Below are 24,889 nucleotides of genomic sequence, written 5' to 3'. Positions count from 1 at the left end.
CTGTCCTCACGCGAGCCGGTTCTGGATGAGGAAGTCGGCGAGCTTCTGGCCCGCATCCCCCTCGTCGACGATCTTGACGCCGGCCTCGCGCGGCGGCTTCTCGCTGAGCGCGATCACGATCGACCGCGACGCGGCGGGGTCGTGCGGATCGATCTCGAGCTCGGCGAGCGACAGGGTCTCGAACGGCTTCTTCTTCGCCGCCATGATGCCCTTGAAGTTGGGGAAGCGCGCGTCGGGCAGCGCCTCGGTGATCGAGATGACCGCCGGAAGTGCCGCCGTCACCTGCAGCGTCGCACCGTCGGAGGCCCGTGTGCCCAGCACCTCGCCCTCGCGGATCTCGACCGAGCTGAGGTACGTCGCGGACGGCACATCGAGGATCTCGGCCACCATCGCGGGCACGATCCCCCCGGTGCCGTCGGTCGACAGGTTGCCGCCGATCACCAGGTCGAACCCCGTGCGCTGCAGCGCCGCCGCGAGCACCTCGGCGGTCAGCCCCAGATCGGCGCCGAGCAGCCCCTCGTCCACGACCTGCACCGCCGACGCGGCACCCATCGCGAGGCCCTTGCGCACGGTCGCCGACGCCGACTCGGGCGTCATCGACAGCACAACCACCTCGGTGCCGGGCGTCTTGTCGGCGTACGACAGCGCGACCTCGAGCGCCCGCTCGCCGATCTCGTCGAGCACGGTCTCGCTCGCGCCGCGATCGGCCAGGCCGGTCTCCAGCGACAGCTTGCGATCCCCATAGGTATCCGGGACTTCCTTGACCAGGACGACGATCTTCATGACGATCTCCTCACGCTGGGCACGAGTCTATGGCTCGCGGCGCAATGTACCCAATCCCGCGACATGAACCGGCGATGACCGACCCGTGACCCGCCGTGTGTATACATAAAGCCGGTTTCGAGGCATCCGCCGTCCATCATCACGCCCCCGGACCGGTACGGTGGGGACGAGGAGGTCGTCATGGCAGCACCCAAGCGTCTTCCGGTCGACCCGATCGCCGAGGCCAAGCGCCAGTGGATCGCCCATGGCTGGGAGAGCGCCGCCGCGGGCATGACCGCCGTCACGTCGATCATCCGTGCGCAGCAGCTGCTGTTCGCGCGCATCGACACCGCGCTGAGGCCGTTCGGCCTGTCGTTCGCCCGGTACGAGATGCTGCGCCTCCTCGGCTTCACGAGAGAGGGACGGATGCCGATGGCCAGCGCCATCGCCCGCCTGCAGGTGCACCCGACCAGCGTCACGAACACGGTCGACCGCCTGGCCCGCGACGGTCTCGTCTCGCGCGAGCCCCACCCCGGCGACGGACGCGCCGCGATGCTCGTGCTCACCTCGACCGGCCGCGACCTCGTGGAGCGGGCGACGACGGCGCTCAACACCGAGGTCTTCGAGGACCCCGGCCTCACGGACGCCGACACCACTGAGCTCGTGCGCATCATCGCGCGGTTCCGCAAGGACGCCGGCGACTTCACCGAGCCGAGGCCCCAGCCCGACCCCCTCTGACCTACCGATGGACAGCCCGGGATGCCGGTGCCACCTCAGCGGCCCGTGAACTCCGGAGCGCGCTTCTCGCGGAAGGCGGCCATGCCCTCCTTCTGGTCCTCGGTGTCGAAGAGGCTCGCGAACACGTGCTTCTCGAGGCGCAGTCCCTCGGCCATCGGTGTCTCGAGCGCGGCGTCGAGCACGGCCTTCGCGGCGTACAGCGACGGGAGGCTCTTCGACGCGATCGCCTCCGCCGTCTTCTGCGCCTCGGCGAGCAGGTCGGCGGCCGGCACGACGCGCGACACGAGTCCGGACCGCTCTGCTTCCGCAGCATCCATCATCCGTCCGGTGAGGATGAGCTCGGCGGCCTTGTAGTAGCCGACCGCGCGGATGAGGCGCTGCGACCCGCCCATGCCGGGGATGACGCCGAGGTTGATCTCGGGCTGCCCGAATTTCGCGGAGTCGGCGGCCAGGATGATGTCGCACATCATCGCGAGCTCGCACCCGCCCCCGAGCGCATAGCCCGAGACGGCCGCGATCACGGGCGTGCGCACGGCGGCGAACTGCGTCCAGCCGCCGAAGTGGTCGCCCATCAGCATCTCGAGCCCCGACTTCGACTCCATCTCCTTGATGTCGGCGCCGGCGGCGAACGCACGCTCCGAGCCGGTGACGACGATCGCGCCGATCCCCTCATCGGCATCGAAGACGGATGCTGCGGCCACGACGTCGCGGCACACCTGCGAGTTCAGCGCGTTGAGCGCCTCCGGGCGGTTGAGGGTGATCCATCCGACCCGCCCGCGGGTCTCCACGAGGATCGTCTCGTACTCGGTCATGTCTCTCCTCGGTTGCGGGTTGCTGTTCGCCTGTCACATTGTGTCGCCCCCGACGGCACTTCGTGACAGGTGAGCTGATGGGGGCCAGGGGTGCCTGCTGCTCACCTGTCACAAAGTGCCGAGCTCGGGGGCAGATCGTGACAGGTGAGCGACTCGGGGGCGGAGCCGGGTCAGTCGGAGAACTCGCGGATCGAGTTGATGATGCCCGAGAAGTCCTGGCCCGCCCCGGGGCCGTCGGCGTAGTGCGCGTAGATCTCGCGGGCGAGCATGCCCATGCGGGCGTCCACTCCGGTGAGCTGCACCGCCTGCTCGGCGAGGCCGAGGTCCTTGTTCATGAGCGCGCCCGCGAACCCGGGCTGGTAGTCGCGGTTCGCCGGACTCGTGGGCACGGGGCCCGGCACCGGGCAGTTCGTCGTCAGCGCCCAGCACTGCCCCGACGCGTTCGAGGCGACGTCGAAGAGGGCCTGGTGCGACAGTCCCAGCCGCTCCCCCAGCACGAACGCCTCGGCCACCGCGATCTGCGAGACGGCGAGGATCATGTTGTTGCAGACCTTCGCGGCCTGGCCGAGGCCGGCCCCGCCGCAGTGCACGACGCGGCGCCCCATCGCCTCGAGTAGCGCCCTGGCTGCCTCGAAGTCGTCGTCCGTGCCGCCCACCATGAACGCGAGCGTGGCGTTCTCGGCGCCGACCACGCCGCCGGAGACGGGCGCGTCCAGCGAGCGGTGCCCGGCCGCCTCGGCGAGCGCGTGCGCGGCGCGCGCCTCGTCCACGGCGATCGTCGAGCAGTCGATGAACAGCGCTCCGGATGCTGCGACCCCGAGGAGTCCCTCGGCTCCGGCCGAACCCCGGTAGGCCTCGAGCACCTGCGCGCCGGATTGGAACATCGTGATGACGACGTCGGCGGCGGTGGCAGCATCCGTTCCCGAATCCGCGACGGTCAGCCCCGCCCCGCGCGCCGCGTCGACCGCGGCGGGGAAGACGTCGAAGCCCACCACGTCGTGCCCGGTGCCGGCGAGATTCCGCGCCATCGGCAGGCCCATGTGGCCGAGCCCCAGGAATGCGATCTTCATGTCGGACCTCCTCGTCCTGAGATCGTCAGTGCGCGAGCAGCTGGCGGCCGATGATGACGCGCATGATCTCGTTGGTCCCCTCCAGGATCTGATGCACGCGCAGATCGCGCACCACCTTCTCGATCCCGTACTCGTGGAGGTAGCCGTACCCGCCGTGCAGCTGGAGAGCCTGGTTCGCGACGGTGAAGCCGGCGTCGGTGGCGAAGCGCTTGGCCATCGCGCACTGCATCGAGGCGTCGGGCGCCTTCGCGTCGAGTGCCGCCGCGGCGTCGCGGACGAGGGCGCGCGCCGCGCGCAGCTCGGTGGCCATGTCGGCGAGCGCGAAGACCACGGCCTGCTTCTCGGCGAGCGGCTCGCCGAAGGTGAAGCGCTCGTGGACGTACTTCACAGCGCGGTCGAGCGCCCACTGCGCGCCGCCCAGCGAGCACGCGGCGATGTTGATGCGCCCGCCGTCGAGCGCCGACATCGCGATCTTGAACCCCTGACCCTCGCCGCCGAGGATGCTGGCCACCGGGACGCGCACCTCGTCGAGGATCACCTGCCGCGTCGGCTGGGCGTTCCACCCCATCTTGTGCTCGAGCTGGCCGAACGACAGCCCGGGGGTTTCGGCGGGCACGAGGAACGCGGTGATCCCGCGGGCGCCGGCGTCGGCATCCGTGCGGGCCATGACGATGTAGACGGATGCCTCGCCCCCGCCCGAGATGAACTGTTTGACGCCCGTCAGCACGTACTCGTCGCCCGACCGGATCGCGCTCGTGGCGATGGCGGCCGCGTCCGACCCGGCACCCGGCTCGGTGAGGCAGTAGCTGCCGAATCCCTGCATCGACGTCAGCAGCGGAAGCCACTCCTGGCGCTGCGCCTCGTTGCCGTAGCTGTCGATCATCCACGCCACCATGTTGTGGATCGTGATGTAGGCGGCGATGGACGGGTCGCCCTTCGCCAGCTCCTCGAAGATCAGGGCGGCGTCGGAGCGCGTGAGACCCGAGCCGCCGACGTCCTCGCGCACGTAGATGCCGCCGAGTCCGAGCTCGCCGCCCCTCTGCAGGGTGTCGCGGGGGAAGTGCGACGTCGCGTCCCACTCCAGGGCGTGCGGCGCCAGTTCGGACTGCGCGAAGTCGCGCACGGCTTCGATGATTGCGGCACGCTCGTCCTCGCTCATGGCGACGGGAGCGAGCACGGGGACAGGGGTGGCGTCCATTACGTCTCTCCGGTGAGTCAGGGTGACGGCTTCGTCACCACTCCCAGAATACTAGGACATCCATGTAGTTGCTCGGAAACCCGTGCACCCGAATCGTCCCGTGCCGTTCACCCCGGGGTCACCTTCGCCATCCAGGCTCGAACCGATTCGGTGTGGACGCTGGGTTCCATCCGTGTCGCCACCCGCACCCCCTTCACCGAGGACACGCATGCCTTCGCATCTCTTCCGCCGCGCCGTCGCGTTCACCGCGACGACCGCGGCCGTCTGCGCGCTCGCGCTGACCAGCAGCACAGCGGCATCCGCCGCGCTCGTTCCGGACTACTTCAGCGACTCCGCCGCGAGCGCCGAACTCGCGCTGACCCCGGTCGGCACCCACGAATCCGGCGTCTACGCGAAGTCCGCGGCCGAGATCGTCCAGGCCTACCGCGACCGTCTGTTCGTGGTCAACGCACAGGCCGGCACCGTGGTCGTGCTCGACAACACCGACCCCGAACACCCGACAGAGCTGTTCTCGATCGCCTCGACGGGCGTCGCGAACTCGCTCGCCGTCCGCGACGACGGTCTCGGCGTGGTCGCGTTCGAGGCGGAGGAGAAGACCGACAAGGGCCACCTCATCTTCTTCGACGCGAACAAGGACTCGGCGGCTGCTGCCGTGCTCGGCACCGTCGAGGTCGGAGCGCTCCCCGACATGGTCACCGTGTCGAAGGACGGCAAGTACGCGGTCGTGGCCAACGAGGGCGAGCCTGCCGGCGACTTCTCGGTGGACCCCGAGGGCTCGGTGAGCGTCGTGACGCTGCCGACCGCCGTCGCCGCGCCGGCTCAGGCCGCGGTCAAGACCGCCGGCTTCGGCGCCTTCGAGCCCGGTGGCGCGAAGACGCTCGACCCGAAGGTCCGCGTGTTCGGCCCCGACGTCGCCGCACCCGACCAGGGCGACAAGCCGCTCACGGCGAACCGCGTGAGCCGCAACCTCGAGCCGGAGTACATCACCGTCGACGGCACCACCGCCTACGCGGCGCTGCAGGAGGCCAATGCGATCGCGGTCATCGACCTCACCAAGCCGGAAGTCACCTCGATCCTGCCGCTCGGCTACAAGGACTACGGCATCGCGGGCAACGGACTCGACGCCAGCGACCGCGACCCGCAGGGCGCGCCGGCCGTCAACATCAAGACCTACCCCGGTCTCAAGGGTCTGTACATGCCCGACGGCATCCAGTCGTTCTCGGCGACGGTCGGCGGCAAGACCGCGACCTACCTCGTCACCGCGAACGAGGGTGACGCCCGCGAGTGGGGTGTCGACGAGAACGAGGACCCGATCGAGGGCGCCTACTTCATCGACGAGGCACGCATCAAGGACTTCGGCAAGGACGGTCTCGCCGGCATCTGCGACGGCAGCCCGCTCGCCGGTCTGCAGGGCGACGCCGACCTCGGCCGTCTGAAGGCCGTCACCGACCTCGGCAAGGCCGAGGGTGCGGACTGCTACAGCGAGCTGTACGCGTACGGCGGCCGCTCGTTCTCGATCTGGGACACGAAGGGCAACCTGGTCTTCGACTCGGGCGACGACTTCGAGCAGATCCCGTCACAGATCCCGGGGGTGGTCTTCAACGCCAGTAACGACAACAACAACAGCAACGACCGCAGCGACGACAAGGGCCCCGAGCCCGAGAACGTCACGATCGGCGTCGTGGGCGGCAAGACCTACGCCTTCGTCGGCCTCGAGCGCGTCGGCGGAGTGATGGTCTACGACATCACGAACCCGGCGGCAGCCCAGTACGTGACCTACGTCAACAACCGCGACTTCACGCAGAACGTCGAGTCGCCGGCGGCGGGCGACCTCGGCCCCGAGGGCATCCAGTTCATCTCGGCGCTGCGCTCCTCCACCGGAACCCCGCAGCTCGTCGTGGGCAGCGAGGTCTCGGGAACCACCACCGTGTGGGACGTCGCGCAGCTCACCACCGCGCAGCCCGACGTGCGCGTGCTCACGATCAACGACTTCCACGGTCGCCTCGTGCAGGAGACCGGCGGCGTCGTGGGCGCCGCCGTGCTCGCCGGCGCGGTCGACAAGTACCGTCAGCAGAACCCGAACACCCTGTTCGTCTCGGCGGGCGACAACATCGGCGCCTCGGCGTTCGAGTCGTTCATCGACGACGACGACCCGACCATCGACGCGCTCGTGGCCGCCGGTCTCGACGCCAGTGCGGTCGGCAACCACGAGTTCGACCAGGGCTTCGACGACCTCGTGAACGACGTCATCCCGAGCTTCGAGGGCGACGAGAACGCCGACGCCATGAGCGACTTCGCCCTCGGGGCGAACGTCTTCGTGAAGGGCACCGACGAGCACGCGCTGCAGCCGTACACGATCAAGACCGTGAACGGCACGAAGATCGCGTTCGTCGGCGTCGTCACGACCCAGACCGCCGGCATGGTGAGCCCCGACGGCATCGCCGGCATCGAGTTCCGCGACCTGGTCGACTCGGCGAACGACGCGGCGGCGGATGCGGTGGCGGAAGGCGCGGACATCGTCATCCTGCTCGCCCACGAGGGTGCCGCGAGCTCGGCGATCGAGGCCGGCCAGGCCGACGACGCCTTCGGCGACCTGGTGGAGAACGCCTCCGACGACATCGACGCGATCGTCTCGGCGCACACGCACCAGCGGTACGCGCACGAGATCGGCGGTCGCCCGGTCATCCAGGCGCACCAGTACGGCACCGCGCTGGGCACGCTCGACATCGAGCTGACCGAGTCCGGCGAGCTCGAGTCGATCACCGGCGGCACCGTCTCGCTGTACGACCCGATCGTGAGCCAGCACGTCGCGTACCCGCAGACCGCGACGAAGGCGATCGTCGACGAGGCAGTGAAGGTCGCGAACGAGAAGGGCCAGGTGCAGGTCGGGTCGATCACGGCCGACATCCTGCGCGGCAAGACCTCGTCCGGCAGCGAAGACCGCGGCGTGCACTCCACGCTGGGCAACACGGTCGCGGACGTCTACCTGTGGGCGACGAGCGCGAACCCCGGCTACGGCGGCCAGGACGCGCAGATCGCGTTCATGAACCCGGGCGGCCTCCGCAACGATCTGCTGTTCGGCGACGACAACGGCGCGATGTCGTACCGGGAGGTCGCGAACGTCCAGCCGTTCGGCAACACCCTGGTCACGCTCGACCTGACCGGCGCGCAGATCAAGGAGATCCTCGAGCAGCAGTGGCAGCCCGACGGCGCATCGCGACCGAAGCTCGCGCTGGGCGTCTCCCAGGGGTTCGCGTTCGAGTATGACCCGGCGGCGGCGCGCGGTGCGCACATCGTGTCGATGCAGTACCAGGGTGAAGAGGTCGGACCGACGGACACCTTCCGCGTCGTGACGAACTCGTTCCTCTCGGCCGGTGGAGACAACTTCTTCTCCTTCGCCGACGGCACGAACGTGCTCGACTCGGGCCAGATCGACCTGCAGGCGACGGTGGAATTCTTCGCCGCCGCCGGTGGGCCGGTCGCGCCGTCGCCCGCGAACCGTGCCTACCTGATCGGCGAGCAGCCCCCGGTCGAGGGCACCGACCCCGGCACAGACCCCGGCACGGACCCGGGCACCGACCCGGGCGCCACGACCCCGCCCACGCCCGTCAACCCCGGCGGCACCCCGCCGGCAGCGGGCGCGCAGCGCGGCGGCGACTGGGCCAACGTCGACGTCGGCTCCGGCCGCGTCGAGCAGGGCGGCACGCTGCGCGTCTCGCTCTCGGGCCTCGAGCCGGGTCAGACCGTGGCCGCGACGCTGTTCAGCGACCCGGTCGTCGTCTCGGGCATCCCCGCCGCCGACACGCAGGGTCGCCTGAGCTTCACCGTGGCGATCCCGTCGGACCTGGCGCTCGGCGACCACCGGCTGGTGATCACGTCGGCGGGTCTCGACCCGATCGAGGTCGGCGTCACCGTCGTCGCTCCCGGCGCCCTCGCCGCCACCGGCTCGGAGTTCCCGTGGGGCATCGCCGTCGGCGGCGCGGCGCTGCTGATGATCGCCGGCGGGGCGCTCTTCGTGATCCGCAGGCGTCGCGAGAACCTCGCGGACTGACACACCGCATACGAGGCGGCCTCCACCTCCGGGTGGGGGCCGCCTCGGCGTCTCACTGGTCCCAGACCATGAACGGGCGCAGTTCGAGCTGGCCGTTGCGTGCCATCGGATGCCGCGACGCGATCTCGATCGCCTCGTCGAGGTTCTCGACCTCGAGGATGTCGAAGCCGCAGATCACCTCGGCCGTCTCGACGTACGGACCGCGGCTGGTGAGCACCTTGCCGCCGCGCACCTTCACCACGGTGGCGTCGGACTGCGGTGCAAGCACCTCGCCGATGACCCTCTTGCCGCTCGCGTCGAGCGGGTCGACCCACAGGTCGACGTCGGACTCGTCGGACTCCGCGTCGGGCTCGAGCGACGTGACGACGAACATCATGTACTTCATGGGGTGATCCTTCCGGTTGCAGGCGGGCGTGCGCCAGCCTCACTCCGGTCGTCGCACCGCGGCCGCCGATGTCGACAGTCCGCCGCGAGAATTCTCTGGCTCCTCCGCCCCGCCGGGATCACTTCGGCGCCACATTCCTGTTGCGGCGCCACATACCTGTGCCGCCGCAACAGAGAAGTGCAGCCGCGGTGCGGCGCGGCGCGGCGCGGCGCGGCGTCTTCTCACCGCAGCGCGCGAGACCGCGGCCGCCGGGTGATCGCCCCGCTGATCACCGCGGCGACGACGCACAGGCCGGCCGCTGCGAACCACGCGACGGTGTACTGCCCGGTCTGGTCGCGCACGATGCCGGCGAGCACCGAGGCGATGCCCGCGCCGACCTGGTGCGCGGCGAACACCCAGCCGAACACGAGCGGCCCGCGGTCGCCGAAGATCTCCCGGCAGAGGGCGATGGTGGGCGGCACCGTCGCGACCCAGTCGAGCCCGTACACGACGATGAACACGACGATGCTCGGCTGCACGGTCGACGACAGCAGGCCCGGCAGGAACAGCAGGCTCACGCCGCGGCCCGCGTAGTAGACCGCCAGCAGGATGCGGGGGTTCACCCGGTCGGTGAGCCAGCCGGAGAGCACCGTTCCGGCGATGTCGAAGATCCCGACGACCGCGAGGAGCCCGGCCGCGGTGGTCTGCGGCATCCCATGATCGTGCGCGCTCGGAATGAAGTGCGTGCCGACGAGGCCGTTCGTCGTCGCTCCGCAGATGGCGAAGCCGACCACGAGCGCCCAGAACGCCCGTACCTTCGACGCGTCCCGCAGCGCCCGCAGCGCGAGTGCCGCGGCGCCCTCGCCACGCGCGGCGCGGGCAGGCCGCGCGGGCGCCTTCTCCACCGCGGCGTCGGGCTCTCCATAGCGCCCGACGCCGAGATCCGACGGCCGGTCGCGCAGCAGCGCGAGCACGAGCGGCACGACGAGCAGCGCCCCGCTTGCGATGATGAGCGACGCGATCCGCCAGCCGTAGTCCTCGGCCGCGACGGCGATGATCGGCAGGAAGATGAGCTGACCGGTCGCGCTGCCCGCGGTCAGGACACCGGAGACCAGGCCTCGCCGCTTCGCGAACCAGGTGTCGGTCACTGTCGCCGCGAACACGAGCGCCATCGAGCCCGTCCCCAGCCCGATCAGCAGTCCCCACGTCAGCAGCAGCATCCATGGCGCCGTGACGAGCACCGTGAGTGCCGCGCCCGCGGCGATCAGCATGAGCGCGGTGGCGGTGACCGCCCGGATGCCGAACCGCTGCATCAGCGCGGCGGCGAACGGCGCGGTGAGCCCGAAGAGCAGGAGGTTCAGCGTGACCGCGACCGACATCTCGGTGAGCGACCAGCCGAACTCCTGCTCGAGCGGCAGCATCAAGACGCCCGGCGCCGCCCGGAACCCCGCGGCCCCGATCAGCGCGACGAGCGCGGTCGCGGCGACGAACCAGGCGGGATGGATCCGCCGCGAGCGGGGAACGGATGCTGCGCCCTCGCGCTCGTCGACCCGGCTCACGTCGCCGACTTTCTTGAAGAATGCGATCGCTGTCAAGGGGTCCGAGAGATCATCCTCCGGGTGGACCCGGATGAGACTCCGGGCGGACGCGGCGGCGCGGCCTGCTCCGTAGCGTCGAAGGCATGGTCAGCACCACGTCCACGATCCCGGTCACCCGCCGCCGCGAGCTCCCCGCGGCCGCGGCGCTGCTCCTCACCATCGGGGGCAACATCCTCGTCGTCGCGATCGTCGCGCTCGGGGTCGCGGGCGTCGCCGCGGCCGCCGTCGCGGTGTTCGGCCCGCAGCTGCTGGAGCTTCTCTAGCCCTGTCGCGCCGGTGGGGCATCGCGCTAGCCTGCCGGGATGAGCGAGCGCGCCGTCCCGATCCTCCTGAGCCGCGACCTCGCCGAGACGCTCGCGTTCTTCGAGCGGCTGGGCTTCGAGAACCGAGGCGCCCCGCCCGAGGAGTGGCGGTACCTCATCATCGGCCGCGGCGCGATCGAGCTGCACTTCACCGAGGATCCCTCGGTCGACCCGCTGACCACCGCGTCGATGTGCTACTTCTACGTCGACGATGCACGCGCGTTGCATGACGAGTGGACCGGCCTCGTCGAGCCCGATCCGCCGACGGGCAGCCGCATCGAAGCCCCGGTCGACACCGACTACGGCATGCGCGAGTTCGCGGTCGTGGACCGCAACGGCAACCTGCTGCGCATCGGCAGTCCACTCCCCTAGGCTCACGCGCCCCGCCGGTCGACGGCCCCGCCGGGTGGGATGCGCCCACCCGGCGGGGTTTTTCAGTAGACCAGAACGGGCACCGGGATCGCCGCGCGGGAGTCCTGGTAGTCGCCGGCGCCCGTGAACGTCGTGCGGAGGAGGTGCACCCCTCGGCTCGAGAGCTTCACATCCACCCCGACGCGGCCCTTCGCGGCGGCAGTGAGCTCGACGGTCGCAACGACCTTGCCGTTGTCGGTGACGGTCACCGTGCCGACCGGCGCGGACCCGTCGGCGGCGGTCACCTTGCCCGCGACGGTCACGCTGCCGCCCGTCTTGACGAGCACCTTCGTCGGCGCGACGAGTGTCGTCGTGGCGACCGGCTCACGGTCGACCAGCACCACTGCGGAGCGCGCGGGAACGGTGACGCTGCCGGTCGAGGCGTCCCACGTGGTCGTCTTGACCACCGCGTCCGAGCCGTTCGCGAGCGCCGGCGTCAGCGAGAACGAGCGCCCTGCGAGCGACGAGATCGTCTGGGTCGTCGGCTCCACGCCGGCGTTGAACACGACCAGTGCGCCCTCGAGCTCGGGGTCGACGTCTTCGCCGACGAGGTCGTCGATGAGCATCGTGAGCACGCCGGGTGCGGCATCCGGTCCGCTGTTCGGGAACGTGACCCTCTCGCCGATCAGCGCGGCAGACCCGAGGCGCAGCAGGCCCACCTCCTCACGCACGCGGAGCAGGTCGAGAGCGGATGCCTCGGCCGTGGCGATGTCGGACGCCGCCGGCTTGTTCGCGGCATTCGCCAGCAGCGGCTGCTTGATCGCCCACGACTCCTCGTTGTCGGCCGCCCGGGGCAGACCCGAGCCGAAGGTGGACTGCTGGCCGGTCCAGTCGATGCGGTTGAACCAGTCGCCCGAGTTGTAGCTGTTGCGGTCGAGGGACTTCGACCGCAGCAGCTCGGTGCCGGCGTGCCAGAACGACGGGGTCTGCGCGAACGCCGTGGTCGCGAGCGACAGCGTGTTCATGCGCACACGATCGGCCATCGTCGTGTCGGCCGGGAGCTTCAGCACCGACAGGTCGTACAGCGTCTCGTTGTCGTGCGCGTCGACGTACGTGATGATCTCGTCGGGCTGATCGGCGTATCCGGCCGGCGAGCCGCGGTAGTCGAGCTCGTCGCCCGCCTTCACGGCGCCGGTGTGATCGGTCAGCGTGTAGTCGCGGAGGTTGCCCGCGAGTCCCAGCTTCACGAGATCGGTCTGGTGGGCGAGATCGGCGAGCGCCTGCTCGGTCGTGCCGTTGATGGGCGCGCCGTTCGGGTCGGTGCCGAGGCCGGTGCCGAAGCCCTGCTGCTGGATCGTCTCGCCGGCGACCGGGCTGCCGCCATGGACGGCGTCGCGCAGCCGGTCGCTGAAGGTGCCGATGCCGGTGCCGCCGAGCTGCCCCTGCGTGGCCTGCTCGAACAGCGCGTTGTTCGCGACCTCGCCGAAGTTCCAGCCCTCGCCGTACAGGTAGATCGCCTTTCCGTCGACGCCGTCGTTCTTGAGCGTGAGCTCGTCGAGCGCCGCGCGGATCGCGAGCATGTTCTCCTTCGAGTGGTGGCCCATGAGGTCGAAGCGGAAGCCGTCGACCTTGTACTCGCGCGCCCAGGTCACGACGGAGTCGACCATCAGCTTCTGCGCGACCTCGTGCTCGGTGGCCACGTTCTGGCAGCACGTCGAGGTCTCGACGCCGCCCGCGAGGTTGAGACGCTGGTAGTAGCCGGGCACCACCTGGTCGAGCACCGAGGTCGGCGCCTGACCCGACGCGGAGGTGTGGTTGAACACCTGGTCGAGCACGACCTGCAGGCCCATGCCGTGCAGCGCGCCGACCATCTCGCGGAACTCGCCCACGCGCGCGCCGCCCTCCGGGTCTACGGCATACGAGCCTTCGGGCGTCGTGTAGTGGTACGGGTCGTAGCCCCAGTTGAAGCCGTCGGCGTCGACGATCTTCTCGATGCACGCCTGCTGCTCGGTGCTGTCGGCCGCGTACGATGCGAGGTCGCAGTCGGGCGCGGCCTGCTGCGAGCGGTCCTCCTCGATCGTGGCGATGTCGAAGGTCGGCAGCAGGTGCACCGTGTTGATGCCCGCGTCGGCGAGCTGGCGCAGCTGCGCCGTGCCCGCGCTGTCGCGGGTGAAGGCACGGTACGTGCCGCGCTCGGCCTCGGGCACCGACTCGTCGGTGATCGAGAAGTCGCGCACGTGCAGCTCGTAGATCGCGCGGTCGACCGGACGGTCGATCACCGGCGCCTTCGTCTTCTCCCAGCCCTTCGGGCGCCACTGCTTGTCGGCGAGGTCGACCGCGACGGAGCGCTCCGAGTTCGTCGTGAGCGCGACCGAGTACGGGTCGGTGACCTGGTTCGTCTCGATCGCCCCGGTGGTCGGCGCGTAGACGACGACCTCCCACAGGTACTCGTCGCCCTTCAGCGCCTTGTCGCCCGCGACGCTCCAGACACCGGATGCTGCGTCCCACGCCGCGTCGTGGCGCACCGGGTCGCCGTCGGCGCCGGCCTCCCACGTGAGCAGCGTCGCGGACTGCGCGGTCGGCGCCCACAGGCGGAACGTCGGCTTCTTGCCCTGGAACGTCACGCCCAGGTCGGCATCCGCCACGCCGTCGGCGTAGAGGTCGTCGAGCACGCCGGGGATCTGCACGCCGGTGAAGCCCGAGAGCACGCGGTCGGCGTCGCGCTGCGACACCGCCAGCTGCCCGCGGACGAGGGCCGCGGCATCCGTGCCCTCCGGAACGCGGAGCGCGACGAAGCTCGCGAGAGCCGGGAACCGGGCCTTCTGCTCGGCCGTCAGCCCGCCCTCGACCACCGTGAGGTCGATCGCGTCACCGCCGGTCACCTCACCGTCGACGAGGGCGACGGATGCCTCCGCCGATGCGTGCAGCTGCCACGAGGCGTCTGCGGGCACGGCGCCGAGGTCGGCCGGCCACGCGATGGTGTCGGCGTCGATCCAGTGCGCGCGCTGCTCGCCCACGCCGGCGAGCGGCGGGTCGGTGACCTCGATCTCGAGCACGTGGGTGCCGAGGGTGTAGCGGAAGGCGATCAGCTTGCCGTCGCTCGCGCTGAACGAGTAGTTCGCGCCGCCCGGGGTTCCGCCCACGCCATAGTTCTCGTTCCAGCTGAGGCCGTGCGCGACCTTGATCTCGTACGCGCCCGCGGGGATCGCGTCGGTCGAGAACTCGTAGACGCCGTCCTTGTCGCCGTCGGCCATGAGGGTCGCGAGGCAGTCGGGCGCCCAGTCACCGGCGCAGCCCAGCTCGCTCTGCGCAGAGCCCGGCAGCGTCACGATGGGGCCCTCGGCCGTCGACTGCACGATGTTCGAGCGAGGGTCGAAGTAGAACGTGATCGGCCCGCCGGCGTGCGCGATGGTGATGTTCCCGCCGCCCGGAGCGCCGTTCGCACCGTAGTTGACGTCCCACGTGCCGTTGATCGCGACCTTGTACTCGTAGTCGCCCGCGGGCAGGTCGAACGTGCCCGCCCAGATGCCGTCGGCGCGGAGCGTGAGCTTCGCGGCCTCGCAACCGGGGGTCCAGTCGCCGGCACAGCCCATCTCGGAGTTGAGGCTGCCGGGCACGGTCACCATGTCGATCGGCGACTCGGGCTCCTCTTCGACGACGAGCGACACCGCGTTGCCCACGGATGCGTACGTCGATGCGGCGGCGTGGCGGCCGGCGGCGTCGGTGGTGACCGCGCGGTACTCGACGAGCGTGCCGTTCGCGACGCCCTCGACCGCGTGGAAGACGCGCGGGTCGGTGTCTTCGGCGGTGCCGAGCGCGTGCCATTCGTCGGAGCCTGCGACGCGCCAGGCGAAGCTCGTCTCCTGCCAGGTCGCGTCGTCCACGTCGGCGCTGACGGCGACCGAGCCGGTGAGACCGGCACCCGCCGTCGGCGCGCTCACCGTGATGGCCGCCGGCGACTCGGGAGCCGACACCGAGGTGCCGGCGCGGTAGACGACGGCCGAGAGTGCCGGGACGGTGACGGATGCCTCGGCTGAGGCATCCGTCGACACCGCCGTGTCGGTGCCGTACACCGGGGCGAACGACGCGCTCGCAGTGAGGGTGGTGAGGTTCACGGTCTTCGCGGACGCCGTGTTGTTGAGCGCGACCAGGTACTCCACCTTCTCCTCGCGGTCGACGCGCGAGAAGGCGTAGACGCCGGCGCCGTTGTCGGCGTGGCGCTCGATCTGCGCACCGGTGACGAGCGCCGGGTGCGCGTCGCGCAGCGCGGCGAGCTCGGCGATGCGCTGGTAGACCGGCGCCGTCGTGCTGTAGCGGTCGACGGACCCGGCAGTGGTGCCGTCGATGAGCTTCTGGTTCTGGTACTCGGCGACCTCGGTCGCGAACAGCGTCTGGCGCGCGTCCTTGTCACCGCCGGCGCCGGCGAAGCCCTGCTCGTCGCCGTAGTAGACGACGGGCTGGCCGCGGCCGAGGAACATCAGGTCGTGCGCGAGCAGGTCGCGCTCGAGGGCGTTCGGCGTCGACTGCAGCATGTAGCCGACGCGGCCCATGTCGTGGTTGCCGAGGAAGGTCGGCAGCGCCGTCGCCGAGGTGTCGTCCGTCGTGTACCAGTCGTCGCCCGCGTACAGCGCCTGGAGTCCCTTCGCGCTGTTGCCCGCGGCGAAGCTGACGGCCGAGGATTGGAAGGTGAAGTCGAGCACCGAGTTCATGTCGGTGTCGCGGACGTACGGCGACAGCTTCACCGGGTCGGCGTCGTAGACCTCGCCGAACATGAAGAAGTCAGGCTTCTTCGCGACGTCATGCGCGTAGTCGAGCACCTCGGTGGTCCACTGCTCCCAGAACTCGAAGTTCACGTGCTTGGCGGTGTCGATGCGGAAGCCGTCGATGCCGAGGTCGATCCAGTTCTGGTAGACGTCGACGAAGCCGTTCACGACGGTCGGGTGCTCGGTCATCAGGTCGTCGAGGCCCGAGAAGTCGCCGTAGGTGACCGACTCGCCCGACCACGTCGAGTCGCCGCGGTTGTGGTACAGCGTCGGGTCGTTCAGCCATGCCGGGACCTTGGCGGTGGCGTCGTTCACGACCGGCGTGTACGGGAACGACGTGGCGGGGTCGAGCGCCGGGAACGTGTCGGTGCCCGCGTAGTCGGCGGGGTCGAAGGCCGTGCCCGAGGCGTCCGTGTACGGGCGCGTCGCCTGGTCGATGTACGAGTACTGGCCCTGCGTATTCGAGATCAGGTCGGCGGTGTGGTTCGTGATGATGTCGAAGTAGACCTTGATGCCCTTGGCGTGCGCCTCGGCGATGAGCGCCTCGAGCTCGGCGTTCGTGCCGAGGTGCGGGTCGATCTGCGTGAAGTCGGTGATCCAGTAGCCGTGGTAGCCCGCGCTCGCGTTCGCGCCCTCGCCCTGCACGGGGTTGTTCTTGAAGCTCGGGGTCAGCCAGATCGCGGTGGTGCCGAGCCCGTCGATGTAGTCGAGCTGTTCGCGCAGGCCCGCGATGTCGCCGCCGTGGTAGAAGCCCTTGTCGGCCGGGTCGAAGCCGGTCGTGAGCCGATCGCCGGTCAGCCCGCCCTCGTCGTTCGTGGTGTCGCCGTTCGCGAAGCGGTCGGTCATCACGAAGTAGAACTGCTCCTGGCTGCCCGGCTGACGCACGGGCGCCGCGACGAGGGCGTCGTCCTCGGCGGTGTAGCCCGCGCGCAGGCTCTTCACCTCGACGCCGACGCGGTGCGTGCTGTCGTCGAAGACGAACCGCAGCGTCGCGGGCCCGCCGATGGTCAGCGGGATGTTGTCGCCGCCGCCGTTCAGACCGTAGGACTCGTCCCACGCGTCGTTCACCGCGACCTTGTACTCGTACGAACCCGCCGGCACGTCGAACTCCGCGGCGTACACGCCCGCCGTCTCGGTGGCGGCGAGCTCGGTCGCCGCGCACTCCGGCTTCCAGTCGTCGGCGCACCCGAGTTCTGACTGGAGGCTGCCGACGAGCGCGAACGTGCGCTCGGCGGCTGCCGCGGGGGCGATGGCGATCACCCCTCCGGTCACGACGAGGGCCGCCGCGGCGAGGCTGGCGATGAGTGTGCGGGCACGTCCTGAGGTCGACTTCGACACGGGAGCTCCTGGGGTGGGGCGGTGGGCACGCCGACGTGCCCGCGGTGCAGTTGTGCCGCCGACACTAGCAACGGTCTCGCGAAAAGTGCAAGCGCTTACAGCATGAGAAGGCTTTCATCGAGCGGATGCTGCGGGCCACAGCATCCGTTCCGCTCCCGTTCACGCAATCGCTTGCACGATCGCCGTGGGCCGCGGAAGATCACGAATCGATACCGGCGGCCCCTCCGCCGACATCCCGGCGCACACTTGATCCATGTGGTGGAGGTTCCTCAAGGCACTCAAGGGCGGTGAGCACCGCGTCGCGTCGACGACGTGGATCGCCGCGACCGCTGCCGTCGTCTACGCGATCTCGCCGATCGACCTGATCCCCGAACTCGTGCTCGGCCCCCTGGGTTTGACCGACGACCTCGGCGTCTGGAGCATCCTCGCCCTGCTCCTCGCGCGCGAGCATCGGCGGTGGCTGACCGCGCTCCCCGCGCGATAGCCCGCAGGGCGATCCGAGACGTCAGCCGGTTGTATCACAGACGGCCTCCCGTCGTTCCTCCCCTGTGACGGGTCTTCCCGTCGCACTGGGGTGTGCGGGCTCGAGGGGGCAGCCATGGTTCAGCAGAGCATCCGGATCGCGTCGTACAACGTCGAGAACCTGTTCTCGCGTCCTCGTGCGATGAACCGGCCGGAGGAGGTCGCCGCCGGGATCCTCCGCGCCCACGCGCGCGTCAACGAGCTGTTCGAACGCGAGGTGTACACCCCCGAGGTGAAGGCCGAGATCCTGCAGCTGCTCGGCGAGCTGAAGCTGCTCCGCGACGACGGCGACGTCACCCGGAAGAACACCTTCGTCGTGCTGCGGCGCATCCGCGGCAAGCTGCTCCACCGCCCGCAGAACGACCCCGACGGGTCGCAGGTCACCGTCGTCGCCCGCGGCCGCGCCGACTGGACGGGCTGGGTCGACCTCATCAAGGACCGGATCGACGAGAAGGCCATCTCGAACACCGCGCGCGTGATCCGCGAGGTGCGCGCCGACATCGTCGGAGTCGTCGAGACCGAGGACCGCCTCACCCTCGCCCGCTTCACGGACTCGCTGCTGGTCGACGCGACGGGCGCGCAGCCGACCTACCCGCACGTCATGGTGATCGACGGCAACGATCCGCGCGGCATCGACGTCGGCGTGCTGTCGAGCGCGGCGTACCCGCTCATCTCGATGCGGTCGCACATCGACGACGGTCCCTTCGGCGACCGCGTCTTCAGCCGCGACTGCCCCGAGTACTGGTTCACGTTCCCCGCGGGCACCGCGTTCGCCGGGCAGCCACTCGTCGTGCTCGTCAACCACTTCAAGAGCAAGTTCGGCGGCAACAACGCGGCGAGCATCGCGCGCCGCAAGCGCCAGGCGGCCCGCACGGCGGAGATCTACCAGGCGATCCGCGACGCCGGCGTCACACACGTCGTCGTGATGGGCGACTTCAACGACACCCCCGACAGCGAGGCGCTGCAGCCGCTGCTCACCGCCACCGATCTCACCGACATCGCCGCGGTCACGCCGTTCGACGACGGCGACCCCGACGAGGAGCGCCCCGGCACCTTCGGCAACGGCACGAAGTCGAACAAGATCGACTACCTGCTCCTCTCGCCGAGCCTGCGCGCGCGGGCGACCGGTGCCGGGATCTTCCGCATGGGCGTCTGGGGCGGCGCGAACGGCACGCTGTTCCCCACTTCGACACCATCACGGCCGGCCACGAGGCGGCGTCCGACCACGCTGCGCTCTACGTCGACATCACGCTCGACTGAAGCGGCACGCGGTGCAGGGGGCCGCGGGACAGGGGGACCGGGCGTGCGCCCTAGAGACGCTCGATGATCGTGGCGTTCGCCATGCCGCCGCCCTCGCACATGGTCTGCAGGCCGTAGCGACCGCCCGTCGCCTCGAGATGCGCCACGAGCGTGCCGAGCAGGCGCGTGCCCGAGGCCCCGACCGCGTGCCCGAGGGCGATGGCGCCGCCCCAGGGGTTCAGCCTCGCCGGGTCGGCGTCGAGGTCGTGCTGCCACGCGAGCGGCACCGAGGCGAACGCCTCGTTCACCTCGTACGCGTCGAGGTCGCCGATCGACAGACCGCTGCGCTCGAGGATGCGGCGGGTCGCGGGAATGGGCCCCGTCAGCATCATGATCGGGTCGTCGCCCACGACCGCGAACGAGTGGAAGCGCGCCCGTGGCGTCAGGCCGAGCTCGGCCGCCTTCTCCTCGCTCATGATGAGAACGGCGGATGCTGCATCCGTGAGCGGCGACGAGCTGCCCGCGGTGATGCGCCAGTCGAGTTCGGGAAAGCGGGCGGCGAGCTCGTCGGTGCGGAAGGCCGGCTTCAGCCCGGCCAGCGACTCGACCGTCGTGCCGGGGCGCACGGTCTCGTCGAACCCGACGGCCTCGCTGTCGGCGAGGACCGGCACGACCTGGGAGTCGAACGCGCCGCGGCTCCAGGCATCCGCCGCCCTCCGATGCGACTCCGCCGAGTACGCGTCGAGCTCCTCGCGACTGAAGCCCCACTTCTGCGCGATGAGCTCGGCCGACACGCCCTGATTGACGAGACCCTCGGGGTACCGGTGCACGAGGCCCGGGGCCTTCGTCCCGCCGACGCGCGACGAGCCCAGCGGCACGCGGCTCATCGACTCCACTCCCGCGGCGATCACGATGTCGTAGGCGCCCGCGATCACGCCCTGAGCCGCGAAGTGCGCAGCCTGCTGGCTCGAGCCGCACTGGCGGTCGATGGTGGCGGCGGGCACGCTCTCGTCGAATCCCGCGGCGAGCACGGCGTGCCGCGCGATGTTCATGGCCTGGTCCCCGACCTGGCTGACGCAGCCCATGAGCACGTCGTCGACCTGACGCGACTCCAGCCCGCTGCGCTCGAGCAGCGCGCTGAGCACGTGCGCCGCGAGATCGATCGGGTGGACCGCGCTCAGCGCTCCCCTGGGTTTGCCGCGCCCCGACGGGGTGCGGACGACGTCGACGATGACGGCCTGGGGCATGGGAGACCTCCTGCGTCGAGCCTATGCCGGGGTGAAGGAAGCCGCGCCGCCGATTCGGGTGTCGCGACGCGCGGCATGACTGCAGCGAGCCCGCGTGTCGCGCCACCCGAATCGAGCCGGTGCGGCATCAGGACGGCGGCAGTGCCGCCGCCCGCTCCTGCGCGGCCTGGAGCAGCCGCGGCACGCCCGCCTCGAGCGTCGGGCCGAAGGTGTCGCCCGGGCGCTGGCCGTCGAGCCAGCGCGTGTAGAGCGCCTCGCAGAACACCGCCGCCTTGAAGAACGCGAGCGCTTCGTACCAGGGCAGCATCGACAGATCGAGCGGATGCTGCGCCGCATACCTCGCGACGAGCTCCGAGGTCTCGGGGAAGCCGTCGAGCCGCGTGACCGGAGTCAGCTCGAGGGGCGTCGGAACGGATCCGGGACGCGCGTACGTCGCGGTGAAGTAGCCGAGATCGGCGAGCGGGTCGCCGAGCGTCGCCATCTCCCAGTCGAGGATCGCCGCGACCCGCGCCGGGGCGCCCGGCGCATACATGAGGTTGCCGATGCGGAAGTCCCCGTGCACCACGGCCGCCCGCTGCGTCTCGGGCATCCGCTCGCCCAGCCACGCCGCGAGCTCGGCGACCGCGGGGAACGAACGTCGCGAGTTGACCTCCCACAGCGCGGCGAAGCGGCCGACCTGGCGCGCGAGGTATCCGTCCGGCCGCCCGAGCGCCGCCACCTCGCCGGTGTCGACCGGCACGGCGTGCAGCGCGGCGAGCGCGTCGACGGCGGCGAAGCCGATGCCGCGGCGCCCCTCGGCGTCGTCGAGCGCCGGCGGCACGGCGTCGGTGATCACGTCTCCGTCGACCCGCTCCATGACGTAGAAGGGCACGCCGAGCACGGCGGCGTCGTCGCACTCCGCAACGATCACGGGCACGGGCACGCCCGCCGCGCCGAGCACGCGCTGCACGCGCGCCTCGCGGGCCATGTCGTGCGTCGACGGCGGATGCGGCGGGCGCGGCCCGCGCCGCAGCACGAGGTCGCGGCCCGCATACGCGACAGCGTAGGTGACGTTCGAGTGCCCCTCGCCGATGCGCTCCCACGAGAGGGCGCCGTCGCCGAAGCCCAGCCCGCGGAGGTGCTCCTCGACGGCGTCCACCACGAGAAGCGGCGGGCGCTCGAGCCCGGTGGCATCGGCTCGGGTCGCCACCACCTCGACGCCGTCGGGCTGCACGATCACGGGGTCACCTCGTCGAGCCGTGCGGCGCCCGCCTCGACCTCGCGGGAGCGGGCGGATGCCGCGCGCCGCGCGATCGCCCAGCGGTGCGTCTCGCTCGACCCGTCGTAGATCCGGAACGGGCGCACCTCGTTGAGGTACTGGATGAGCGGCAGCGCGTCGGTGACGCCGTCGCCGCCGCACAGCTGCACGGCCCGGTCGATCACGCGGAACACCGCCTCAGAGCAGTGCACCTTGGCGACCGACGACATCGCCTCTCCGGCGCGGGGGTCGGCGCGCAGCATCCGTGCCGTCCTGTCGATGATCGCGTCGGAGGTCTCGATGTCGATGACGCTGTCGGCGAGGAGCGCCTGGGCGACGCCGAGGTCGCGCAGGCGCGAGCCGAAGAGCTCGCGCGCGTTCGCCCGGTCGAGCGCGGTGTCGTGCGCGCGGCGCGCGAGCCCGAGCCAGCGCATGCAGTGGGTCAGCCGCGCGGGCCCCAGGCGCACCTGCGCATAGCGGAACCCCTGGCCCGGTTCGCCGAGCACGTCGTCGTCGGGGACGAGGCATCCGTCGAAGCCCACGTACGGGTGCCCGCCCGCGATCGCGCCCTCGATCGTGTGGACGTCGGGACCGACGGTGACGCCCGGCGCGTCGAGCGGGAGGAGGAACATCGTCGCTCCTTCGTCCCAGCCGTCCGCCGCCGGCGTGCGCGCCATGACGATCGCGAACGACGCGCCGTTCGCGCCGCTGATGAAGCGCTTCTGCCCGGTGATCCGCCAGCCGCCGTCGACGCGCTCGGCGGTGGTCGAGAGCGCCCGCGGATCGGAGCCGGCGCCGGGGTGCGGCTCCGTCATCGCGAAGCTCGAGCGCACGTCGCCGCGCACGAGCGGGGCGAGGTAGCGCTCGTGCTGCGCGGGCGTGCCCACGACGTGCAGCAGGTGCATGTTGCCCTCGTCGGGCGCCATGATGTTGAGCACCGCGGGGCCGATGGGCGAGTATCCGGCCTCTTGGAAGACCGGCGACCACGCATCGATCGGGATGCCGCCGCCGCCGTATTCGACGGGCGCGTGCGGTGCGAACACGCCGGCGTCGCGGGCCTGCGCGCGAAGGCGGTCGCGGGTCGCGTCGTCGAGCGGAGCGCCGGGCTTCGGCTCGGCGGGGAGCACGACCTCGCGGATGAAGACCCGGGTGCGGTCGCGCAGGTCGGCGAGCTCCGCCGGGCTCATGCCGCCCCTCCCGCTCCGAGCAGGCCGCCGTCGAGGGTCAGCACCTGGCCGGTGATCCACGAGGCGTCGTCACCCACGAGGAACGCGATCGCGCCGGCGACGTCGTCGGGATCGCCGAGCCGCCCGAGCGGATAGCCGCTCGCGACCTCCTCCTCCCGCCCCTCGTACAGCGCCCGGGCGAACCGGGTCTTGACGACCGCGGGTGCGACGGCGTTCACGCGCACGCGCGGGGCGAGCTCGACCGAGAGCGTCGTCGTGAGGTGGGCGACGGCGGCCTTCGTCACGCCGTACCAGCCGATGCCCGGCGAGGGCATCGCACCCGTGACCGACGAGAGGTTCACGATGCTGCCGCCGTACGCGCCTTCGCCGAGGCCGCGGCGCAGCGCCTCCTGGGTCCAGGCGAGGGTCGACACGACGTTCACCTCGAGGATCTTGCGCGCCGCCGCCAGGTCGAGTTCGGCGAGCGGGCCGTAGACCGGGTTGATGCCCGCGTTGTTCACGAGGATGTCGATGCCGCCGAACTCCGCCACGACCCGGTCGAGCGTCTCGGCGCGATGGTCGGGGTCGTCGGCGCCGCCCGCGACGCCGATCGCGGATCCGGCCGGCAGCGTCGCGACGGCGTCGGCCAGCTGGTCGGGGTGCCGTGCCGTGAGGCACACGCGTGCCCCTTCTGCGGCCAGTCGCGACGCGACGGCGAGGCCGATGCCCCGGCTCGCCCCCGTCACGATCGCGCTGCGTCCGTAGAGCGCTGTGGTCATCGTCGTCCTCACTCTCGTGCGGGCTGCTCCCCGGGGAGCACCGCCGCCTGCGTTTAATCGTGCGTAAGAAACCGCATCGGCACAACCCGGTGATCCGGCGGGATGCGCCGGGTTGCAGCATCCAATTTCTAATGCATAATAAAAACATGCTTCGCGGCGAGGACGCCGCACCTGCGACATGGAGGTTCGGCGATGACGCTGGAGAGAGACATCTACGACGAGGACCACGAGCAGTTCCGCGAGGTGGTGCGGGCGTTCGTCGAGCAGTACGCCAGGCCGAACGCCGATCGCTGGAGCGCCGAGGGCAAGGTCGACCGCTGGCTGTTCACGAAGGCGGCGGAGGCCGGCATCCTGGGCTTCGCGATCCCCGAGGAGTACGGCGGCGGCGGAGCCGACGACTTCCGGTTCCACGCGATCATGGGCGAGGAGCTCGCGCACAACCCGGTCTCGGACGGCATGGCGGGCGTCGCGCTGTCGAACGACATCGTGATCCCCTACTTCACCGACCTCACCTCCGGCGAGCAGAAGCAGCGGTGGCTGCCCGGCATCGCCGCCGGCGAGCTCATCGTGGCCGTCGCGATGACCGAGCCCGGCACCGGCAGCGACCTGTCGGGCATCCGCACCTCCGCCGTGCGCGACGGCGACGACTACATCGTCAACGGCACCAAGATCTTCATCTCGAACGGGCAGAACGCCGACCTCGTGGTGACCGCCGTCCGCACGAGCGACGACCCCCATCGCGGCCTCAGCCTGCTCGTCATCGAGACCGACACCCCCGGGTTCTCGCGGGGCCGCAACCTCGACAAGGTCGGACTGCACGCGCAGGACACCAGCGAACTCGTCTTCGAAGACGTGCGGGTCCCCGCGGCGAACCTGCTCGGCGCCGAAGGCGACGGCTTCTTCGGGCTCATGCGCAACCTGCCGCAGGAGCGTCTGTCGATCGCGGCGGCGGCCGTAGCCGCCAGCGAGGGCGTGCTCGAGCGCACGCTGGCCTACGTCAAGGACCGCAAGGCCTTCGGCAAGCCGATCGGGTCGTTCCAGAACACCCGGTTCGAGCTGGCCGACATGGTGACGGCGACCGACGTCAGCCGCGCGTACATCGACCGCTGCATCCGGCTCCACTCGGCCGGCGAGCTGTCGGCCGAGGACGCCGCCGCCGCGAAGTTCTGGACCACCGAACAGCTCGTGCAGGTGGTGAACCGCTGCCTGCAGCTGCACGGCGGCTACGGCTACATGCGCGAGTACCGCATCGCGCGCGACTACGAGGACGCGCGCATCACGACCATCTACGGCGGCACGACCGAGATCATGAAAGAGATCGTCGGCCGGGGCCTGGGACTGTGAGGAGAGGC

18 protein-coding genes are annotated in these 24,889 nt (G+C 70.7%); 7 read left to right on the top strand and 11 right to left on the bottom strand.

Annotated elements, in window-relative coordinates; all coding sequences use genetic code 11:
- Positions 1 to 6: 6 nt before the first annotated feature.
- Positions 7 to 783, bottom strand: a complete 777-nt coding sequence (locus tag ACFQ7C_RS08800) for an electron transfer flavoprotein subunit beta/FixA family protein (protein WP_378899243.1) — start codon at positions 781 to 783, stop codon at positions 7 to 9.
- Positions 784 to 963: 180 nt separating this feature from the next.
- On the opposite strand from ACFQ7C_RS08800, the gene ACFQ7C_RS08795 reads away from it, so the two are divergent.
- On the top strand, positions 964 to 1,500 hold the full coding sequence (locus ACFQ7C_RS08795; RefSeq protein WP_378899241.1) for a MarR family winged helix-turn-helix transcriptional regulator: 537 nt from the start codon (positions 964 to 966) through the stop codon (positions 1,498 to 1,500).
- A 35-nt stretch (positions 1,501 to 1,535) separates the two neighbouring features.
- Here the strand turns inward: ACFQ7C_RS08795 and ACFQ7C_RS08790 are convergent, their stop codons facing one another.
- The 3 genes from ACFQ7C_RS08790 to ACFQ7C_RS08780 form a co-directional block, all read right to left on the bottom strand.
- A complete protein-coding gene (locus tag ACFQ7C_RS08790) occupies positions 1,536 to 2,312 on the bottom strand; it encodes an enoyl-CoA hydratase (protein WP_378899239.1) in 777 nt (258 codons plus the stop codon).
- Positions 2,313 to 2,482: 170 nt separating this feature from the next.
- The gene (mmsB, locus tag ACFQ7C_RS08785) at positions 2,483 to 3,382 is read right to left on the bottom strand and encodes a 3-hydroxyisobutyrate dehydrogenase (protein ID WP_378899237.1); all 900 of its coding nucleotides are present in this window, start codon (positions 3,380 to 3,382) and stop codon (positions 2,483 to 2,485) included.
- 25 nt (positions 3,383 to 3,407) lie between these two features.
- The gene (locus ACFQ7C_RS08780) at positions 3,408 to 4,580 is read right to left on the bottom strand and encodes an acyl-CoA dehydrogenase family protein (RefSeq protein WP_378899236.1); all 1,173 of its coding nucleotides are present in this window, start codon (positions 4,578 to 4,580) and stop codon (positions 3,408 to 3,410) included.
- Between the two features lie 208 nt (positions 4,581 to 4,788).
- On the opposite strand from ACFQ7C_RS08780, the gene ACFQ7C_RS08775 reads away from it, so the two are divergent.
- Positions 4,789 to 8,631 carry a choice-of-anchor I family protein gene (locus ACFQ7C_RS08775; RefSeq protein ID WP_378899234.1) on the top strand — a complete coding sequence of 1,281 codons (3,843 nt, stop codon included), beginning with the start codon at positions 4,789 to 4,791 and terminating at the stop codon, positions 8,629 to 8,631.
- 52 nt (positions 8,632 to 8,683) lie between these two features.
- On the opposite strand, the gene ACFQ7C_RS08770 is transcribed toward ACFQ7C_RS08775, so the two are convergent.
- A complete protein-coding gene (locus ACFQ7C_RS08770) occupies positions 8,684 to 9,016 on the bottom strand; it encodes a YciI family protein (protein ID WP_378899232.1) in 333 nt (110 codons plus the stop codon).
- A gap of 221 nt (positions 9,017 to 9,237) precedes the next feature.
- On the bottom strand, positions 9,238 to 10,554 hold the full coding sequence (locus ACFQ7C_RS08765; protein WP_378899230.1) for an MFS transporter: 1,317 nt from the start codon (positions 10,552 to 10,554) through the stop codon (positions 9,238 to 9,240).
- 122 nt (positions 10,555 to 10,676) lie between these two features.
- Here ACFQ7C_RS08765 and ACFQ7C_RS08760 point away from each other — a divergent pair, with 122 nt between their 5' ends.
- A complete protein-coding gene (locus tag ACFQ7C_RS08760; protein ID WP_378899228.1) occupies positions 10,677 to 10,856 on the top strand; it encodes a hypothetical protein in 180 nt (59 codons plus the stop codon).
- A 39-nt stretch (positions 10,857 to 10,895) separates the two neighbouring features.
- Complete coding sequence (locus ACFQ7C_RS08755) at positions 10,896 to 11,267, top strand: bleomycin resistance protein (RefSeq protein ID WP_378899226.1); 372 nt, start codon at positions 10,896 to 10,898, stop codon at positions 11,265 to 11,267.
- Between the two features lie 62 nt (positions 11,268 to 11,329).
- On the opposite strand, the gene pulA is transcribed toward ACFQ7C_RS08755, so the two are convergent.
- On the bottom strand, positions 11,330 to 17,347 hold the full coding sequence (gene pulA / locus ACFQ7C_RS08750) for a pullulanase-type alpha-1,6-glucosidase (protein WP_378899224.1): 6,018 nt from the start codon (positions 17,345 to 17,347) through the stop codon (positions 11,330 to 11,332).
- Between the two features lie 253 nt (positions 17,348 to 17,600).
- Between pulA and ACFQ7C_RS08745 the strand changes: the two genes are divergently transcribed.
- Both ACFQ7C_RS08745 and ACFQ7C_RS08740 read left to right on the top strand, forming a co-directional pair.
- The gene (locus tag ACFQ7C_RS08745) at positions 17,601 to 17,831 is read left to right on the top strand and encodes a DUF1232 domain-containing protein (RefSeq protein WP_378899222.1); all 231 of its coding nucleotides are present in this window, start codon (positions 17,601 to 17,603) and stop codon (positions 17,829 to 17,831) included.
- A gap of 114 nt (positions 17,832 to 17,945) precedes the next feature.
- Positions 17,946 to 19,196 carry an endonuclease/exonuclease/phosphatase family protein gene (locus tag ACFQ7C_RS08740; RefSeq protein ID WP_378899220.1) on the top strand — a complete coding sequence of 417 codons (1,251 nt, stop codon included), beginning with the start codon at positions 17,946 to 17,948 and terminating at the stop codon, positions 19,194 to 19,196.
- Here ACFQ7C_RS08740 and ACFQ7C_RS08735 read toward each other — a convergent pair.
- From ACFQ7C_RS08735 to ACFQ7C_RS08720, 4 genes are all read right to left on the bottom strand, one after another.
- Positions 19,180 to 20,355: a thiolase family protein gene (locus ACFQ7C_RS08735; protein WP_378899218.1), complete on the bottom strand. Its 1,176-nt coding sequence runs from the start codon at positions 20,353 to 20,355 to the stop codon at positions 19,180 to 19,182. The two genes, ACFQ7C_RS08740 and ACFQ7C_RS08735, sit on opposite strands and share 17 nt — an antisense overlap.
- A gap of 127 nt (positions 20,356 to 20,482) precedes the next feature.
- Positions 20,483 to 21,574, bottom strand: coding sequence for a phosphotransferase family protein (locus tag ACFQ7C_RS08730; protein WP_378899216.1), 1,092 nt, complete (start codon positions 21,572 to 21,574; stop codon positions 20,483 to 20,485).
- A complete protein-coding gene (locus ACFQ7C_RS08725) occupies positions 21,571 to 22,779 on the bottom strand; it encodes an acyl-CoA dehydrogenase family protein (RefSeq protein ID WP_378899214.1) in 1,209 nt (402 codons plus the stop codon). The genes ACFQ7C_RS08730 and ACFQ7C_RS08725 overlap by 4 nt, the downstream gene beginning before the upstream one ends.
- On the bottom strand, positions 22,776 to 23,537 hold the full coding sequence (locus ACFQ7C_RS08720) for an SDR family oxidoreductase (RefSeq protein WP_378899212.1): 762 nt from the start codon (positions 23,535 to 23,537) through the stop codon (positions 22,776 to 22,778). Before ACFQ7C_RS08720 ends, ACFQ7C_RS08725 begins: the two co-directional genes overlap by 4 nt.
- Before the next feature lie 192 nt (positions 23,538 to 23,729).
- On the opposite strand from ACFQ7C_RS08720, the gene ACFQ7C_RS08715 reads away from it, so the two are divergent.
- Entirely contained in the window at positions 23,730 to 24,881 is a 1,152-nt protein-coding gene (locus ACFQ7C_RS08715; RefSeq protein ID WP_378899209.1) for an acyl-CoA dehydrogenase family protein, read from the top strand.
- The last annotated feature ends 8 nt before the right edge of the window (positions 24,882 to 24,889 follow it).

The organism is Microbacterium sp. NPDC056569 (genome assembly GCF_042793475.1).
Taxonomy (GTDB): Bacteria; Actinomycetota; Actinomycetes; order Actinomycetales; family Microbacteriaceae; genus Microbacterium.
Note: the sequence above shows the minus strand (reverse complement) of the source record. Positions and strands in the feature narration are given on the sequence as shown.